This is a genomic window from Enterobacter cloacae complex sp. P16RS2 (genome assembly GCF_014982155.1).
GTDB lineage: Bacteria > Pseudomonadota > Gammaproteobacteria > Enterobacterales > Enterobacteriaceae > Enterobacter > Enterobacter cloacae_M.
Genome location: NZ_JADCKW010000032.1, coordinates 6934 through 23679 on the forward strand (window position 1 = coordinate 6934; position 16746 = coordinate 23679).

The following is a 16746-nucleotide window of genomic DNA, read 5'->3' on the forward strand; positions in this document are numbered from 1 at the left end:
AGCTGGCTGAAATTCGCCAGAAACAGTCGGTGATTAATTACGAACAGAAAATTCAGTCAGCCTTTAAGGATGTTTCCGACACGCTTGCGCTGCGGTATAGCCTTAGCCAGCAACTTGAGGCACAGCAGCGTTATCTTGATTCACTTCAGATAACCCTCCAGCGTGCCAGAGGATTATATGCAAGTGGTGCTGTCAGTTACATTGAAGTACTGGATGCAGAGCGTTCCCTGTTCACGACGCAGCAAACCATCCTCGACCTTACCTATTCCCGACAGGTTAACGAAATTAATCTGTTCACTGCACTGGGTGGCGGTTGGGTAGAGTAAATTATATTCAACATATCAGGAAATTTAAAATGCGTAACTCACTTAAAGCTGTTTTATTTGGTGCTCTCTCTGTCATGTTTTCTGCCGGTCTTCATGCTGAAACACATCAGCATGGTGATATGAATGCTGCCAGTGATGCTTCGGCACAGCAGGTGATCAAGGGCACCGGTGTCGTTAAAGACATTGATATGAATAGTAAAAAGATCACCATTTCACATGAAGCAATTCCTGCGGTGGGCTGGCCTGCAATGACTATGCGCTTTACTTTTGTTAATGCAGACGATGCTATTAATGCCCTGAAAACAGGCAACCAAGTCGATTTCTCGTTTATTCAGCAAGGCAATATCTCCTTACTCAAAAGCATTAACGTGACGAAATCCTGATTGACATCCGGAGCGATTACATCCAGTACGCCTGAACATTCATTAAGAGATTTCTGTGAATGAATAATCGGGCGCATATGCCAGGTGTTTTGATTTTTCAGCGAGAAATTGTATGGCTTCTTTAAAGATAAAATATGCTGCAATAATTATCAGCAGCCTCATAGCAGGAGGGCTGATATCGGTTACTGCCTGGCAGTTTGTAAACTCATCACAAAAAACAGTACAAACAGAACAAAAGGCACCGGAGAAAAAGGTACTTTTCTGGTATGACCCGATGAAACCGGATACCAAATTTGATAAACCCGGAAAATCTCCCTTTATGGATATGGACCTGGTGCCAAAATATGCTGATGAAAGCGACGAGAAAAGCAATGGCGGGATCCGTATAGACCCAACGCAGGTTCAGAACCTGGGATTAAAAACGCAAAAAGTCACGCGCGGAATGCTGAATTATTCTCAGACGATCCCGGCGAATGTTAGTTACAACGAGTATCAGTTTGTCATTGTGCAGGCGCGCTCTGACGGTTTTGTCGAAAAAGTGTATCCACTGACGATTGGCGATCATGTGAAGAAAGGCACTCCGCTTATCGATATCACCATTCCTGAATGGGTTGAGGCACAAAGTGAATTCCTGCTGTTATCCGGTACAGGCGGTACGCCAACCCAGATAAAAGGGGTTCTGGAACGGCTTCGTCTGGCCGGTATGCCGGAAGAGGATATTCAAAGGCTGCGTTCAACCCGCACCATCCAGACCCGTTTCACCATTAAAGCACCTATTGATGGTGTAATTACTGCATTTGACCTGCGAACCGGCATGAATATTTCGAAAGATAAGGTGGTGGCTCAGATTCAGGGGATGGACCCGGTCTGGATCAGCGCTGCAGTGCCAGAATCTATCGCCTATCTGCTGAAAGATACGTCGCAGTTTGAAATTTCGGTACCGGCTTATCCGGATAAAACATTCCATGTCGAAAAATGGAACATTCTTCCCAGCGTGGATCAGACAACCCGTACGCTTCAGGTCCGTCTCCAGGTTTCTAATAAGGATGAGTTTCTCAAGCCGGGCATGAATGCCTACCTGAAACTAAATACCAAGAGCCAGGAGATGCTGCTGATACCAAGCCAGGCCGTTATCGATACCGGCAAGGAACAGCGCGTGATTACTGTTGATGATGAAGGCAAGTTTGTGCCGAAACAGATCCACGTTCTGCATGAATCACAGCAACAGTCCGGCATCGGCTCCGGTCTGAATGAAGGTGATACTGTGGTGGTCAGTGGCCTGTTCCTCATTGACTCCGAAGCCAATATTACGGGCGCCCTGGAACGTATGCGTCACCCTGAAAAAACAGAAAGCAGCATGCCAGCAATGTCTGACCAGCCTGTAACCATGCATTCAGGGCACTGAGGAGACGACGATGATTGAATGGATTATCCGGCGCTCTGTCGCCAACCGTTTCCTGGTCATGATGGGGGCCCTGTTTCTCAGCATCTGGGGTACATGGACGATTATTAACACGCCGGTCGATGCCTTGCCTGACCTGTCAGATGTGCAGGTTATTATTAAAACCAGCTATCCCGGCCAGGCCCCGCAGATTGTAGAAAACCAGGTCACCTATCCACTTACCACCACCATGCTGTCCGTACCTGGCGCAAAAACCGTGCGTGGTTTTTCACAGTTCGGGGATTCGTATGTGTATGTCATTTTTGAAGACGGCACCGATCTGTACTGGGCCCGTTCCCGCGTGCTGGAATATCTGAATCAGGTTCAGGGAAAACTGCCCGCCGGTGTGAGTTCTGAAATCGGTCCGGATGCCACGGGTGTGGGCTGGATTTTTGAATATGCCCTTGTCGATCGCAGCGGAAAACACGACCTTTCAGAACTGCGTTCTCTGCAGGACTGGTTCCTGAAATTTGAGCTGAAAACCATCCCGAACGTGGCTGAAGTAGCCTCGGTTGGCGGCGTGGTGAAGCAGTACCAGATTCAGGTGAACCCGTTAAAACTGTCCCAGTATGGTATCAGCCTGCCCGAAGTGAAACAGGCCCTTGAATCGTCTAACCAGGAAGCCGGTGGCTCGTCCGTTGAAATTGCGGAAGCGGAGTATATGGTCCGTGCCAGCGGTTATCTTCAGAGCATTGATGATTTCAATAACATTGTCCTTAAAACCGGCGAGAACGGCGTGCCGGTTTATCTGCGGGATGTTGCCCGCGTGCAGACTGGGCCGGAAATGCGTCGTGGCATTGCAGAACTTAACGGCCAGGGGGAAGTTGCTGGCGGCGTGGTGATCCTGCGGTCGGGTAAAAATGCGCGCGACGTTATCACTGCGGTCAAGGATAAACTGGACACGCTGAAGGCCAGCCTGCCGGAAGGCGTTGAAATCGTGACCACCTACGATCGCAGCCAGTTAATCGACCGGGCCATTGATAACCTCAGCTACAAACTCCTGGAAGAGTTTATCGTGGTGGCCATCGTCTGTGCCCTGTTCCTGTGGCACGTACGTTCAGCCCTGGTGGCAATTATCTCTCTGCCGCTTGGCCTGTGTATCGCCTTTATCGTTATGCACTTCCAGGGGCTGAACGCCAATATTATGTCACTGGGAGGGATAGCGATTGCCGTCGGAGCGATGGTGGATGCCGCCATTGTGATGATTGAAAATGCGCATAAACGGCTTGAAGAGTGGGATCATCAGCATCCGGGTGAGCAGATTGACAACGCAACCCGCTGGAAGGTCATTACCAACGCCTCCGTGGAAGTGGGACCTGCACTGTTTATCAGCCTGCTGATCATCACCCTGTCCTTTATTCCTATCTTTACCCTGGAAGGTCAGGAAGGACGTCTGTTTGGCCCGCTGGCATTCACGAAAACTTACTCCATGGCGGGCGCGGCCGCGCTGGCCATCATCGTCATTCCGATTTTGATGGGGTTCTGGATCCGGGGGAAAATTCCTGCCGAGACCAGTAACCCCCTGAACCGGGTGCTGATCAAAGCGTATCATCCATTGCTATTGCGGGTACTCCACTGGCCAAAAACAACCCTGCTGGTTGCGGCCTTGTCCATTTTCACCGTTATCTGGCCGCTGAGTCAGGTGGGCGGTGAGTTTCTGCCGAAGATCAATGAGGGCGACCTGCTGTATATGCCGTCAACATTGCCAGGCGTCTCTCCGGCAGAAGCTGCAGCGCTCCTGCAGACGACGGACAAGTTAATCAAAAGCGTTCCTGAAGTGGCCTCTGTATTTGGCAAGACCGGTAAAGCAGAGACTGCGACGGATTCCGCGCCGCTCGAAATGGTTGAAACCACGATCCAACTGAAGCCTGAAGATCAGTGGCGTCCAGGCATGACGATTGACAAGATTATTGAAGAACTCGACAGGACCGTCCGTTTACCGGGTCTGGCAAACCTCTGGGTGCCGCCAATCCGTAACCGTATTGATATGCTCTCAACCGGAATTAAAAGCCCGATAGGTATCAAAGTGTCCGGGACTGTTCTGTCGGATATCGATGCGACTGCGCAGAGTATCGAGGCGGTAGCCAAAACCGTGCCGGGCGTGGTATCTGCCCTGGCTGAGCGACTTGAGGGCGGGCGCTATATCGATATCGATATCAACCGGGAAAAAGCCTCCCGCTACGGAATGACGGTGGGCGATGTTCAGCTGTTCGTCTCATCAGCCATCGGCGGCGCGACGGTAGGGGAAACGGTTGAAGGTGTGGCCCGGTACCCGATTAATATCCGCTATCCGCAGGATTACCGGAACAGTCCAAATGCGTTGAAACAAATGCCGATCCTGACCCCGATGAAGCAGCAGATTACGCTGGGCGACGTCGCGGATATTAAGGTTGTTTCAGGGCCGACTATGCTGAAAACGGAAAATGCCCGTCCAGCCAGCTGGATTTACATTGACGCGCGCGGCAGGGATATGGTGTCGGTGGTTAATGACATTAAAACGGCGATCGGTCAGAAAGTGAAACTGAGACCGGGTACCAGCGTGTCATTCTCCGGACAGTTTGAACTGCTTGAGCATGCCAACAAGAAACTGAAGCTGATGGTGCCGATGACGGTGATGATCATCTTCATCCTGTTGTATCTGGCATTCCGCCGGGTTGATGAAGCCCTGCTGATCCTGATGAGCCTGCCGTTCGCCCTGGTTGGCGGGATATGGTTCCTGTACTGGCAGGGCTTCCATATGTCTGTTGCAACCGGAACCGGGTTTATCGCCCTGGCCGGGGTGGCAGCAGAGTTTGGCGTGGTCATGCTGATGTATCTGCGTCATGCCATTGAAGCGCACCCGGAATTGTCCCGTAAAGAGACGTTCACACCGGAGGGTCTTGATGAAGCCCTCTATCATGGTGCCGTATTGCGTGTCCGGCCGAAAGCCATGACCGTGGCGGTGATCATTGCGGGTCTGCTGCCAATACTCTGGGGAACCGGTGCAGGTTCAGAAGTCATGAGCCGTATCGCGGCACCCATGATTGGTGGGATGATCACGGCTCCGCTGCTGTCCCTGTTCATTATTCCTGCCGCCTACAAATTAATCTGGCTGCGCAGACATAAAAAAAGCGTGTCCTGAACCTGAAGGGGCACCCCCTGTGGGTGTCCTTCTGTACTGATTCACCCTGACGTCAGGGTTTATATCGATAATATACAGAGGTGAGTATGAAAAAAGTGGTTCTCATGGCGCTGGCTCTCGGCCTTTCACTTCCCGCGATGGCGAGTGAAAAAGTGATTGATATGTACAAATCTGAAAACTGTGGCTGCTGTTCCCTGTGGGGCAAGGCGATGGAAAAAGACGGGTTTGAAGTACGAACTCACGTAATGAATGATCAGGCGCTGTCAGCCCTGAAAGAAAAGCATGCTATTCCTGCAGGACTACGAAGTTGTCATACCGCGGTTGCCGGTAATTTGATCATTGAAGGCCATGTGCCTGCGACAACGATACATAAGGCAATGCAGTCTGGTTCGGGTATATACGGTCTCGCCACTCCCGGTATGCCAGCAGGAAGTCCTGGAATGGAGATGGGAGCCCGAAAAGAGGCTTACGATGTTATCGCATTCTCACCGGATGGAAGTAAAAAAGTCTTCCAGCGAATCGAATAGTCAGCGGAACGGCTGATAACGAGACGCCGGCAGCAGGCACTCCTGTTCCGGCGACATTCGTGGTAATCGCATCCATGACATACCCTGAAGACAGAAGATGCTTCAGGTATGCATAAGGAGAGTTACTGTGAAAAATGACAATGCAGTGCAACACAACAACCAGACTGCTTCTGAGCAGACATTATCCCCGGACGAGAGTCACGTATTGCATAAGGTGAGAGATCCCGTGTGCGGGATGACCATCCTGCCCGACAGGGCGCACAGCAGCATTCGATACCAGGACCATCAGTTTTATTTCTGCTCCGCCAGCTGTGAGAGCAAATTTAAAGCCCATCCTGATCGTTATCTTACCGAAGATGCCAGTGAACATTCCCATCACCGTCACCACGATCATCACGAAGTCAGCCCTGATCAGATAAAACAGCCTCATCACCAGGCGGAGAAAGTGAATTCTGAAGGTGTGTGGACATGTCCGATGCACCCGGAGATACGCCGTAGTGGTCCCGGAAGCTGTCCTGTCTGTGGAATGGCACTGGAGCCGCTCGTAGCTACGGCATCCACGGGGCCGAGTGATGAACTTCGCGACATGACAAGACGCTTCTGGCTGGGGTTGTTGCTGGCGTTTCCGGTTCTGGTACTCGAAATGGGATCTCATCTGTTTCCCGCCTTGAGGGATACAGTACCGCCACAGTACAACACATGGCTGCAGCTGCTTCTGGCCTCTCCTGTCGTGTTGTGGTGTGGCTGGCCATTCTTCGCCCGGGCCGGAATGTCGTTACGTAACCGCTCCCTGAATATGTTTACCCTTGTTGCAATGGGAACCGGCGTAGCCTGGGTTTACAGCGTCATTGCAACCGTCTTCCCCTCCTGGTTTCCTGCATCGTTCAGAAACATGGATGGCCTGGTGGCCGTTTATTTTGAAGCCGCAGCAGTCATTACGGTGCTTGTTCTTCTGGGACAGGTTCTTGAGCTGCGGGCACGGGAACAAACCTCAGGTGCCATTACTGCGCTTCTGAACCTTGCCCCCAAAACCGCCAGGCGGCTGGATCTTGACGGTCATGAAACGGATATTAATGCGGAAGATGTTCTGCCTGGCGATAAGCTCCGCATCAGACCTGGAGAGAGTATTCCGGTCGATGGTATCGTGATCGAAGGCAAAACAACCGTTGATGAATCGATGGTGACCGGGGAATCTATGCCGGTTACAAAAACGGAAGGTGATCCTGTCATCGGGGGGACGATTAATCAGACAGGTAGTCTTATCATCCGTGCAGAGAAAGTCGGTGATGAAACGATGCTCTCACGAATTGTTCAGATGGTCGCTGATGCACAGCGTTCGCGTGCCCCCATCCAGAGAATGGCTGACAGCGTATCAGGCTGGTTTGTTCCTCTGGTGATACTTATCGCGGTTGTTGCTTTCGTTATCTGGTCTGTCTGGGGGCCAGAGCCCAGGATGGCGCACGGTCTGATTGCGGCTGTATCGGTCCTGATTATTGCCTGTCCCTGTGCGCTGGGGCTGGCCACGCCGATGTCGATAATGGTGGGGGTGGGAAAAGGAGCCCAGGCCGGGGTATTAATCAAGAATGCCGAAGCCCTGGAGCGTCTTGAAAAAGTAGACACACTGGTTGTAGATAAAACAGGCACGCTCACGGAAGGTGCGCCTTCGGTGACAGGGATTATCAGTCTCAATCCGGGAGGCGAAACATCTCTTCTACGTTTAACGGCCGCAGTGGAAAAAGGCTCGCAGCATCCGCTGGGTGTGGCAGTAGTTAAAGCAGCACAGGAAAAGGGGATCGCGATACCGTCGGTCAGTAATTTCAATGCTCCGTCGGGTAAAGGCGTCTCAGGCGATGTTGAAGGTCAACGGGTTGTTATTGGTAATGAACTGGCTATGCAGGAAAACAGTATCGTTATTGATAATGAAAAGGCCGTTGCGGATACGTTGCGGATGGAAGGCGCTACCGTTATCTATGTGGCGACAGACGGGCACCTTGCAGGCCTGATAGCTATCTCGGATCCTGTGAAAGCAACCACACCGGATGCGCTTAAAGCGTTACGTCAGGCGGGGATACGCATTGTTATGCTCACCGGGGATAACCAACTTACTGCTGAAGCAGTCGCACGGAAACTGGGAATAGATGAGGTTGAAGCCGGAGTTCTGCCTGACGGAAAAAAAGCAGTGATAACCCGACTGAAAGAGTCTGGTCATGTGGTTGCAATGGCGGGGGACGGTGTAAATGATGCCCCGGCACTTGCTGCGGCTGACGTGGGCATAGCCATGGGAACGGGTACTGATGTCGCAATTGAAAGCGCCGGAATCACCCTTCTCAAAGGCGATTTGATGATACTGAACAGGGCCCGTCATCTGTCAGAGATCACCATGAAAAATATCCGGCAGAATCTGTTTTTTGCATTCATCTACAACGCACTTGGCGTGCCTGTGGCAGCAGGTCTGCTTTACCCTCTTTATGGAATTCTACTGTCGCCGGTTATTGCGGCGGCGGCCATGGCTCTTTCCTCCGTCAGCGTCATTCTAAATGCGTTGCGTCTGAAAAGTGTCAGGCTCGGGAAATAACCCTGAATGAAGGCTCTGTTACGAACAGAAGGAGTCCAGAATGAAAAGTACAACTTATGCTCTTATTGCAGTCGTCGCGATCGCGGCATTTGCTCTCCTGCGCGAACACTGGTCACATGTGGCAGGTTACTGGCCATATCTGTTGTTGCTGGTCTGCCCGCTTATGCATCTTTTCCACGGGCATGGAGGGCATGGAGATCACCAACATCACGATGGTGGGAACGATAAAAAAAATTAATTCGGCAAACGGGGCCGCGTCGCGGTCCCGTTATCAGTCCAGGTATCGTTCGTAGTCTCTGGCATGCGCAAAGGCATGCTGTTCGAGTTTGTTATCAGCGGGTGCCGCTCCCCGGAACGCCAGTGAGTTAACAGGATTGTTATTGATGACCAGCTCGTAATGCAGATGAGGACCGGATGAACGTCCGCTGTTACCGGATAACGCAATAGCGCCTCCCCGGGTAACCCTGGCCCCTTTAGTAACGAGTATTTTATTGAGGTGGAGATAGCGAGTTTTAACACCGGCTTTTCCCGTTACTTCAACAAAATATCCCATGGTACTGTTGTATTCGGCCCGGGTGATTTTTCCGTCGATGACGCTGACTATTTTCGTGTTCATAGGCATGGAATAATCAATGCCATTATGGGGACTCACTTTTCCCGATACCGGGTTAAGTCTTGCAGGATTGAAAGGCGAACTGAGTCTTGCTGTGGCCGGTAACGGATAATCGAGACTGCTTTTCCCGGAAGTATCGGAAAGGTTATAGAACTTTTTGTCTGATATACGATACGCCGTGTAATTAAATGAACCGGACGTAAATTTATAGGCCACTACACGTGATTTTCCCGCTTTCTTTTGCAGTACGAGTTTCAATGATTCATTTTTTTTCAAATGCCGAAGATCAAACCGGGAAGGCAAAGAGCGCTGAAGGGTAGCGATCTCGTTCGATTCCAGCCCCGAGCGGGTGGCTGAAAGGTAGGCATTTTCTTTTACGACATCGGTAGAATACATTTACTGGAATTCGCCGTTAGCATGAACACTGCGGCGTATGCTAGGGGTTTTCAGGAGGCGTGTCATCTGTCAGTTAATCGGGAGCACCGTTGATGTTCGGCATTTTTGTAACATATCTTGTTTCCCGTTTGCTCCTGAAGCTCTGGGAACTGTATGACCAGCCCGACGTAAATGATTAACGGGACTGAAACAGGTTACGGCAGAGCAATATGGTGCTCATGTCCTTCTACGTAACCCGTCAATGAAGCCCTGCTGCGCACCTCACGTTCAGCACTAACCCGCCTGCGGCTACTTGGACGAATACAGTCCGCGAAGCTTTCTTGCCTGCGTCTGATGAGCTTCCGCACCGGCATTATTGACCTGCTCATGCACGAGGGCGGCTTTCTCTCCGGAATTCAGTTCGTTAAAAGAAGAAGATGAGGTCTTTGAATTTGCATCACTGCCGGACAGCATTTTTTTATGTTCCTCAATCATTTTCTGATGTACATAGGACGCGCTGTTGTTCATAAATGAATGAGCAACAATGGCCCTTTCATGTTCATTCATTTCAGAGAATGAGGGCGTGTTGTTTTTATTAATCCTGTCCGGCAAGTTTTCATGCGTCGATGAATTTACATGACTGACTGCTGAGGCATTATTAACGAATCGGTGTGCTTCATGGGCAATATCACTGGACTGAGCAAAAGCCGCCCCACAAAATAAAGCTGTAAACGCAGTGGTTGTAATTAATGCATTCATGTGTAATTACCTTCTTAGGTACATAAAGATGTCATCACGATCATATATAAAAATAATCAACCTGTGGGGAAGATGACATAAATGTAATACAGCTACGTACATTACACGATTGTAATGAATTTGTTTCTTGAGGTGTGTTAGCTTCATTTCATTGTAAGAGGGTGAACCAGAAATTTAATTTAAATCGGTCCTCGAATTTTGTCAGTAACCATACTTTAAATAAGGGAACGCGCATGCTGTTGAAAACGTCTCGACGAACTTTCCTGAAGGGGTTAACCCTCTCTGGCGTAGCCGGAAGTCTTGGCGTATGGAGTTTCAATGCGCGTTCCAGTCTGAGCCTGCCAGTTGCCGCATCCCAGCAGGGTACTCAGTTTGACCTGACCATTGGTGAAACGGCAGTCAATATTACGGGCAGTGAGCGTCAGGCCAAAACAATCAATGGAGGCCTGCCGGGACCCGTTCTTCGCTGGAAAGAAGGTGACACTATTACCCTGAAGGTCAAAAACCGTCTTAATGAACAAACGTCCATTCACTGGCACGGCATTATTCTTCCGGCCAATATGGATGGTGTTCCGGGGCTGAGTTTTATGGGTATCGAACCTGATGATACCTACGTTTACACCTTTAAGGTTAAGCAGAACGGGACATACTGGTACCACAGCCATTCCGGTCTGCAGGAACAGGAGGGGGTATACGGTGCCATTATCATCGATTCCAGGGAGCCAGAGCCGTTTGCTTACGATCGTGAGCACGTGGTTATGTTGTCTGACTGGACCGATGAAAATCCTCACAGCCTGCTGAAAAAATTAAAAAAACAGTCGGATTACTACAATTTCAATAAACCAACCGTTGGCTCTTTTTTCCGCGACGTGAATACCAGGGGGCTGTCAGCCACCATTGCCGACCGGAAAATGTGGGCTGAAATGAAAATGAATCCGACTGACCTCGCGGATGTCAGTGGCTACACCTACACCTATCTCATGAACGGGCAGGCCCCGCTGAAAAACTGGACCGGACTGTTCCGTCCCGGTGAAAAGATACGCTTACGGTTTATCAACGGCTCGGCAATGACCTATTTCGATATCCGCATCCCCGGGCTGAAAATGACGGTCGTGGCTGCAGATGGCCAGTATGTAAACCCGGTTACCGTTGACGAATTCAGGATTGCCGTAGCCGAAACCTATGATGTCATTGTGGAGCCTCAGGGTGAGGCCTATACCATCTTCGCACAATCCATGGACAGGACCGGTTACGCTCGGGGGACACTGGCCACGAGAGAGGGGTTAAGTGCTGCCGTTCCCGCCCTCGATCCCCGTCCTCTGTTGACCATGGAAGATATGGGTATGGGAGGAATGGGACATGATATGGCAGGAATGGACCACAGCCAGATGGGAGGCATGGATAACAGCGGAGAGATGATGTCTATGGACGGTGCTGACCTTCCGGATAGCGGGACATCCTCCGCGCCCATGGATCACAGCAGCATGGCTGGTATGGATCATTCACAGATGGCCGGAATGCCGGGTATGCAAAGTCACCCTGCGTCAGAAACGGATAACCCACTGGTTGATATGCAGGCGATGAGCGCCTCACCGAAATTAAATGATCCGGGTATTGGTCTTCGAAATAACGGAAGAAAGGTTCTTACGTACGCGGATTTGAAAAGCCGCTTTGAGGATCCTGACGGTCGTGAACCCGGGCGAACTATAGAGCTGCATTTAACCGGGCACATGGAAAAGTTCGCCTGGTCATTTAACGGAATCAAGTTTTCAGATGCCGCACCGGTGCTGCTGAAATACGGTGAGCGACTCAGGATCACGCTGGTCAACGATACCATGATGACTCACCCAATTCACCTGCATGGTATGTGGAGCGATCTTGAAGATGAAAACGGTAATTTCATGGTTCGTAAACACACAATAGATGTTCCCCCTGGTACAAAACGCAGTTACAGAGTGACAGCAGATGCGCTTGGCCGCTGGGCGTATCACTGCCATTTGCTCTATCACATGGAAATGGGAATGTTTCGTGAAGTCCGGGTGGAGGAATGATGCGAATGAAGAGAAGTTTTAAGGCCATACCTGTTCTGATCGCCGGTTTGTTTACCTCACAGCTTTCGATTGCGGCGGGCTCCGTCTCTGCAGAGCCCCACGTCGGGCACGACATGTCTTCCATGCAGATGCCAGCAGATGAGAATTTCACTGAGATGACGTCCATGGAGCCCATTGTAACTGAGAGCAGAACGCCAATTCCGCCTGTTACCGATGCCGACCGGAAGGCTGCATTCGGCAATTTACAGGGGCATGCGATTCACGACAGTGCAATTAATTATCTGGTTCTGCTGGATCAGCTGGAATGGCAACGGTCAGATAACACCAACAATTTCAGCTGGAGTGTTAACAGCTGGATTGGCGGCGACACAGACCGGCTTTGGCTAAAGAGTGAAGGTGAACGAAGCGGGGGAAAAACAGAGACGGCAGAAGCCCAGTTACTCTGGGGGCATGCGGTTGGCCCCTGGTGGGATTTGGTTACGGGTGTCAGGCAGGATTTCAGACCTGCGTCTGCCCAGACCTGGGCTGCTGTCGGTTTTCAGGGGCTCGCTCTCTATAATTTTGAGTCTGAAATTACGGGTTTTGTCAGTAATGGTGGAAAAGCAGCCCTCCGTCTCGGGGGAGAATACGACGTTTTACTGACAAACCGACTCATACTCCAGCCATCCTATGAGGTAAATCTCTACAGTCAGGATGATGAATCGCGGGGGCGTGGCAGGGGATTAGCTGACACAGATCTGGGCCTTCGGCTTCGCTATGAAATACGCCGCGAGTTTGCACCCTATATAGGCGTCTCCTGGAATCAGCTTTACGGGAAAACGTCCGATATAGCGAAAAGAGAGGATGAGAAAGACCATCAGATAGTATTCCTGGCGGGAGCCAGAATCTGGTTTTAATACGTTGACTTAAAACACTAAACTAAACAGGTAAATAACATGTCGATTTTAAATAAAGCCATTATTACAGGTGGCCTGGTTATGGGCGTCGCTTTTTCTGCCATGGCCCATCCGGAATTAAAAAGCTCTGTTCCTCAGGCAGATTCAGCCGTAGCGGCCCCGGAAAAGATTCAGCTTAATTTCTCGGAAAATCTGACCGTGAAATTCTCAGGTGCAAAATTAACGATGACGGGTATGAAAGGCATGTCATCACATTCTCCGATGCCGGTCGCGGCAAAAGTGGCACCAGGTGCTGACCCTAAATCGATGGTCATTATTCCGCGAGAGCCTTTACCCGCTGGCACTTATCGTGTTGATTGGCGCGCGGTTTCTTCAGATACGCACCCTATTACCGGTAATTATACCTTTACAGTGAAGTAATATTATGAACGACCTGATTATGATTGTTATTCGTTTTCTTCTTTATCTTGATTTGATGGTGATATTTGGATTGCCATTTTTTCAGATATACGGAATAAGCGGTGTCAGACATGAAACCTATAACCTGACTAATTTCAGGTCGTTTATAACCTTTGCTGTTGTTGCAGGCATCATTCTTACTGGCATTAATATGCTCCTGGTATCTAATGCCATGAGCGGAGTAACTGACCTCAGAGAATTATCCATCCATATTATCGAGATGGTTATAGAAGAAACGGATGTAGGTATTAGCTGGATTGTCAGGCTCTGTGCCCTGTTTACCACACTCGGTGCTTTGTTCCTTTACACTAATAAGAGAGTATTGTCCTGCCTGCTGATGACGATGAGTGGGGGCGTGGCGCTGGCCACACTTGCCTGGGGAGGACACGCCGTCATGCATGACGGTCTGCATTACTATCTCCATTTACTGAGCGATCTGACTCATCTCGGCGCTGCAGGTGCCTGGACAGGTGCTCTGGTTGCATTTGCTATCCTGCTGATGCGCAGAAACGCGCATAACGCACAGAGCGTCATTGTGATATCTGATTCCTTAGCAAAATTTGCCACGGCAGGTACGGTGATTGTTGTAGCCCTGATCCTGAGTGCGCTGGTCAACTATCTGTATATTGCTGAGGGTAATTTAACCCCCTTATTCAACAGCTCATGGGGGGGGATATTGCTTGCTAAGACGGCTCTGTTTGTTCTGATGCTTCTTCTGGCTGCAGCAAACAGGTTTCACCTGGGTCCCCGGCTTGAAGTTATGGTCAGGGAAGGGAATTATGATCGCAGTGTTGCCCTGATGCGAAACAGCATCCTGACAGAATTCGTTGTTGCGATTATCATTCTGGGCGCCGTAGCGTGGCTCGGAATGCTTGCTCCGTCTCAGGTCAGCTAGGGGACAGCCAAAGCTCATGCGTGAGATTTTTACTTTCATATCAGCGAGTTGACCATGCAGCGTATTTTAATCGTTGAAGACGAACAAAAAACAGGTCGTTACCTGCAGCAGGGACTGGCTGAGGAAGGCTATCAGGCCGATCTCTTTAATAATGGCCGCGATGGTCTCGGGGCCGCGTCGAAGGGACAGTATGATTTGATAATACTGGACGTGATGCTGCCTTTCCTCGACGGGTGGCAAATCATCAGCGCACTGAGGGAGTCCGGGCACGAAGAACCGGTCCTGTTTTTAACCGCAAAGGACAATGTGCGGGACAAAGTGAAAGGACTGGAGCTTGGTGCAGATGACTACCTGATTAAGCCCTTCGATTTTACGGAGTTGGTTGCACGTGTAAGAACCTTACTGCGCCGGGCACGCTCGCAGGCCGCAACGGTTTGCACCATCGCCGATATGACCGTTGATATGGTGCGCCGGACCGTGATCCGTTCGGGGAAGAAGATCCATCTCACCGGTAAAGAATACGTTCTGCTTGAGTTGCTGCTGCAACGCACCGGAGAAGTGTTACCCAGGAGTCTTATCTCGTCCCTGGTCTGGAATATGAACTTTGACAGTGATACGAATGTGATTGATGTCGCCGTGAGACGTCTGAGAAGTAAAATTGATGATGACTTTGAACCAAAACTGATCCATACCGTTCGCGGTGCCGGATATGTCCTGGAGATCAGAGAAGAGTGAGGTTCAAAATTTCCCTGACCACACGCCTGAGCCTGATTTTTTCTGCAGTGATGCTTACGGTATGGTGGTTATCTAGTTTTATATTGATTAGCACACTTAATGGCTACTTCGATAATCAGGACCGTGATTTTCTGACAGGTAAACTTCAGCTCACCGAAGAGTTTCTTAAGACAGAAACGTTCCAGAACAAGACGGATATAAAATCATTAACTGAAAAAATAAATGATGCGATGGTGGGGCACAATGGTTTATTCATTTCTATAAAAAATATGGAAAATGAAAAAATCGTGGAGCTGTACGCTAAAAACTCTGTTGTCCCTGCGATCCTGCTGAATAAGTCGGGTGATGTTCTCGACTATATGATCCAGACTGAAGAAAATAATACCGTGTATCGCAGTATCTCGCGGCGGGTTGCTGTGGCTCCGGAACAGGGTAGAAGCAAACATTTCATCATTACGGTTGCCACGGATACCGGGTATCACACCCTGTTTATGGATAAGCTCAGTACCTGGCTGTTCTGGTTCAATATCGGTCTGGTCTTTATTTCTATTTTTCTGGGATGGCTGACAACACGTATTGGTCTGAAACCATTACGGGAAATGACCAGTCTTGCATCTTCCATGACAGTGGATAGCCTGGACCAGCGTCTCAATCCCGATCTGGCACCGCCGGAAATCTCTGAGACCATGCAGGAATTTAATAATATGTTCGATCGTCTGGAGGGATCATTCCGGAAACTCTCAGATTTCTCTTCTGATATCGCGCATGAGTTGCGTACACCGGTCAGTAATCTGATGATGCAGACGCAGTTTGCACTGGCTAAGGAAAGGGATGTATCGCATTACCGCGAAATTTTATTCGCGAACCTGGAAGAACTGAAAAGATTGTCACGAATGACCAGTGACATGCTTTTTCTGGCGCGTTCAGAACATGGTCTGCTGCAGCTGGATAAACATGACGTGGATCTGGCAGCCGAGTTAAACGAATTACGTGAGCTGTTCGAGCCTCTGGCAGACGAGACAGGAAAGACACTCACGGTTGAAGGTGAAGGGGTTGTTGCCGGAGACAGCGACATGTTGCGACGTGCTTTCAGTAACCTGCTTTCAAATGCAATCAAGTATTCTCCCGATAACACATGTATTGCGATACGCCTTGAGAGTGGCAGTGACTGTATGAACGTGCTGATTACGAATGTGATGTCTGGCTCAGCTCCCGCCAATCTTGAACGTTTGTTTGACCGCTTCTATCGCGCAGATTCATCACGGGTCCACAACACAGAAGGTGCGGGGCTGGGGTTATCGATAACGAGGTCAATCATTCTCGCTCACGGTGGCGAATTGTCAGTAGTACAGCGGGGGCGGGAAATTGTGTTCAAAGTGCGCCTGTTAAAGGATTAATACCGTGATTCAGGAGAAACCTGGAAGGTGACAAAATTGTCATCATTCAGTCACGCGATAAACAGAGGCAGTTTTTTATAATTATTCATAAATCAGGAGCAGCGTGATAACACAATCACCTGGTTCCTGGAGTGATGATTAACCCGCCCTGAGATCAACTGCTTTCTCTGTTATAAGCCATTGATTGTTTGGG

The 16746-nt window shown here is 49.9% G+C and carries 15 protein-coding genes; 13 read left to right on the top strand and 2 right to left on the bottom strand.

Annotated features, from left to right (window positions below; translation table 11 throughout):
* From INF68_RS23300 to INF68_RS18695, 7 genes are all read left to right on the top strand, one after another.
* Positions 1-326: TolC family protein (locus INF68_RS23300; protein ID WP_227412907.1), on the top strand; the 326-nt coding region annotated here is incomplete at its 5' end.
* 29 nt (positions 327-355) lie between these two features.
* Positions 356-709 carry a cation efflux system protein CusF gene (gene cusF / locus INF68_RS18670; protein WP_032653882.1) on the top strand — a complete coding sequence of 118 codons (354 nt, stop codon included), beginning with the start codon at positions 356-358 and terminating at the stop codon, positions 707-709.
* 112 nt (positions 710-821) lie between these two features.
* On the top strand, positions 822-2114 hold the full coding sequence (gene silB, locus INF68_RS18675; protein ID WP_032653879.1) for a Cu(+)/Ag(+) efflux RND transporter periplasmic adaptor subunit SilB: 1293 nt from the start codon (positions 822-824) through the stop codon (positions 2112-2114).
* A 10-nt stretch (positions 2115-2124) separates the two neighbouring features.
* On the top strand, positions 2125-5271 hold the full coding sequence (gene silA / locus INF68_RS18680; protein ID WP_032653876.1) for a Cu(+)/Ag(+) efflux RND transporter permease subunit SilA: 3147 nt from the start codon (positions 2125-2127) through the stop codon (positions 5269-5271).
* Positions 5272-5357: 86 nt separating this feature from the next.
* The gene (locus INF68_RS18685; protein WP_000758228.1) at positions 5358-5798 is read left to right on the top strand and encodes a DUF411 domain-containing protein; all 441 of its coding nucleotides are present in this window, start codon (positions 5358-5360) and stop codon (positions 5796-5798) included.
* Positions 5799-5895: 97 nt separating this feature from the next.
* Complete coding sequence (silP, locus tag INF68_RS18690; RefSeq protein ID WP_128301965.1) at positions 5896-8373, top strand: Ag(+)-translocating P-type ATPase SilP; 2478 nt, start codon at positions 5896-5898, stop codon at positions 8371-8373.
* Between the two features lie 40 nt (positions 8374-8413).
* Positions 8414-8611 carry a DUF2933 domain-containing protein gene (locus INF68_RS18695; RefSeq protein WP_032653869.1) on the top strand — a complete coding sequence of 66 codons (198 nt, stop codon included), beginning with the start codon at positions 8414-8416 and terminating at the stop codon, positions 8609-8611.
* Between the two features lie 33 nt (positions 8612-8644).
* Here the strand turns inward: INF68_RS18695 and INF68_RS18700 are convergent, their stop codons facing one another.
* Together INF68_RS18700 and INF68_RS18705 are read right to left on the bottom strand one after the other, a co-directional pair.
* Positions 8645-9382: a peptidoglycan DD-metalloendopeptidase family protein gene (locus tag INF68_RS18700; RefSeq protein WP_032653865.1), complete on the bottom strand. Its 738-nt coding sequence runs from the start codon at positions 9380-9382 to the stop codon at positions 8645-8647.
* Between the two features lie 288 nt (positions 9383-9670).
* On the bottom strand, positions 9671-10120 hold the full coding sequence (locus tag INF68_RS18705) for a hypothetical protein (RefSeq protein ID WP_032653862.1): 450 nt from the start codon (positions 10118-10120) through the stop codon (positions 9671-9673).
* A 233-nt stretch (positions 10121-10353) separates the two neighbouring features.
* On the opposite strand from INF68_RS18705, the gene pcoA reads away from it, so the two are divergent.
* Genes pcoA through INF68_RS18735 form a run of 6 tightly spaced genes read left to right on the top strand, consistent with a single transcriptional unit; the run spans position 10354 to position 16553 of the window.
* Positions 10354-12171, top strand: a complete 1818-nt coding sequence (gene pcoA, locus INF68_RS18710; RefSeq protein ID WP_032653860.1) for a multicopper oxidase PcoA — start codon at positions 10354-10356, stop codon at positions 12169-12171.
* Positions 12172-12176: 5 nt separating this feature from the next.
* The gene (locus INF68_RS18715; protein ID WP_170860682.1) at positions 12177-13067 is read left to right on the top strand and encodes a copper resistance protein B; all 891 of its coding nucleotides are present in this window, start codon (positions 12177-12179) and stop codon (positions 13065-13067) included.
* Between the two features lie 39 nt (positions 13068-13106).
* Complete coding sequence (pcoC, locus tag INF68_RS18720) at positions 13107-13487, top strand: copper resistance system metallochaperone PcoC (protein WP_028018070.1); 381 nt, start codon at positions 13107-13109, stop codon at positions 13485-13487.
* A gap of 55 nt (positions 13488-13542) precedes the next feature.
* Positions 13543-14421, top strand: coding sequence for a copper resistance inner membrane protein PcoD (pcoD, locus tag INF68_RS18725; RefSeq protein ID WP_309137272.1), 879 nt, complete (start codon positions 13543-13545; stop codon positions 14419-14421).
* A 54-nt stretch (positions 14422-14475) separates the two neighbouring features.
* Positions 14476-15156 (top strand): copper response regulator transcription factor PcoR, encoded by a 681-nt coding sequence (gene pcoR / locus INF68_RS18730; RefSeq protein ID WP_032653849.1) that lies wholly within the window; start codon positions 14476-14478, stop codon positions 15154-15156.
* A complete protein-coding gene (locus INF68_RS18735; RefSeq protein ID WP_032653846.1) occupies positions 15153-16553 on the top strand; it encodes a sensor histidine kinase in 1401 nt (466 codons plus the stop codon). The genes pcoR and INF68_RS18735 overlap by 4 nt, the downstream gene beginning before the upstream one ends.
* Positions 16554-16746: the final 193 nt, after the last annotated feature.

What these genes read in the sequence shown, in the direction of transcription:
- pcoD (WP_309137272.1), top strand. Translation starts at nt 13,543, where the DNA reads ATGGTGATATTTGGATTGCCATTTTTTCAGATATACGGAATAAGCGGT.
- INF68_RS18685 (WP_000758228.1), top strand. Translation starts at nt 5,358, where the DNA reads ATGAAAAAAGTGGTTCTCATGGCGCTGGCTCTCGGCCTTTCACTTCCC.
- cusF (WP_032653882.1), top strand. Translation starts at nt 356, where the DNA reads ATGCGTAACTCACTTAAAGCTGTTTTATTTGGTGCTCTCTCTGTCATG.
- silB (WP_032653879.1), top strand. Translation starts at nt 822, where the DNA reads ATGGCTTCTTTAAAGATAAAATATGCTGCAATAATTATCAGCAGCCTC.
- pcoC (WP_028018070.1), top strand. Translation starts at nt 13,107, where the DNA reads ATGTCGATTTTAAATAAAGCCATTATTACAGGTGGCCTGGTTATGGGC.
- pcoA (WP_032653860.1), top strand. Translation starts at nt 10,354, where the DNA reads ATGCTGTTGAAAACGTCTCGACGAACTTTCCTGAAGGGGTTAACCCTC.
- INF68_RS18705 (WP_032653862.1), bottom strand. Translation starts at nt 10,120, where the DNA reads ATGAATGCATTAATTACAACCACTGCGTTTACAGCTTTATTTTGTGGG.
- INF68_RS18695 (WP_032653869.1), top strand. Translation starts at nt 8,414, where the DNA reads ATGAAAAGTACAACTTATGCTCTTATTGCAGTCGTCGCGATCGCGGCA.
- pcoR (WP_032653849.1), top strand. Translation starts at nt 14,476, where the DNA reads ATGCAGCGTATTTTAATCGTTGAAGACGAACAAAAAACAGGTCGTTAC.
- silP (WP_128301965.1), top strand. Translation starts at nt 5,896, where the DNA reads ATGCTTCAGGTATGCATAAGGAGAGTTACTGTGAAAAATGACAATGCA.
- INF68_RS18715 (WP_170860682.1), top strand. Translation starts at nt 12,177, where the DNA reads ATGAAGAGAAGTTTTAAGGCCATACCTGTTCTGATCGCCGGTTTGTTT.
- silA (WP_032653876.1), top strand. Translation starts at nt 2,125, where the DNA reads ATGATTGAATGGATTATCCGGCGCTCTGTCGCCAACCGTTTCCTGGTC.
- INF68_RS18700 (WP_032653865.1), bottom strand. Translation starts at nt 9,382, where the DNA reads ATGTATTCTACCGATGTCGTAAAAGAAAATGCCTACCTTTCAGCCACC.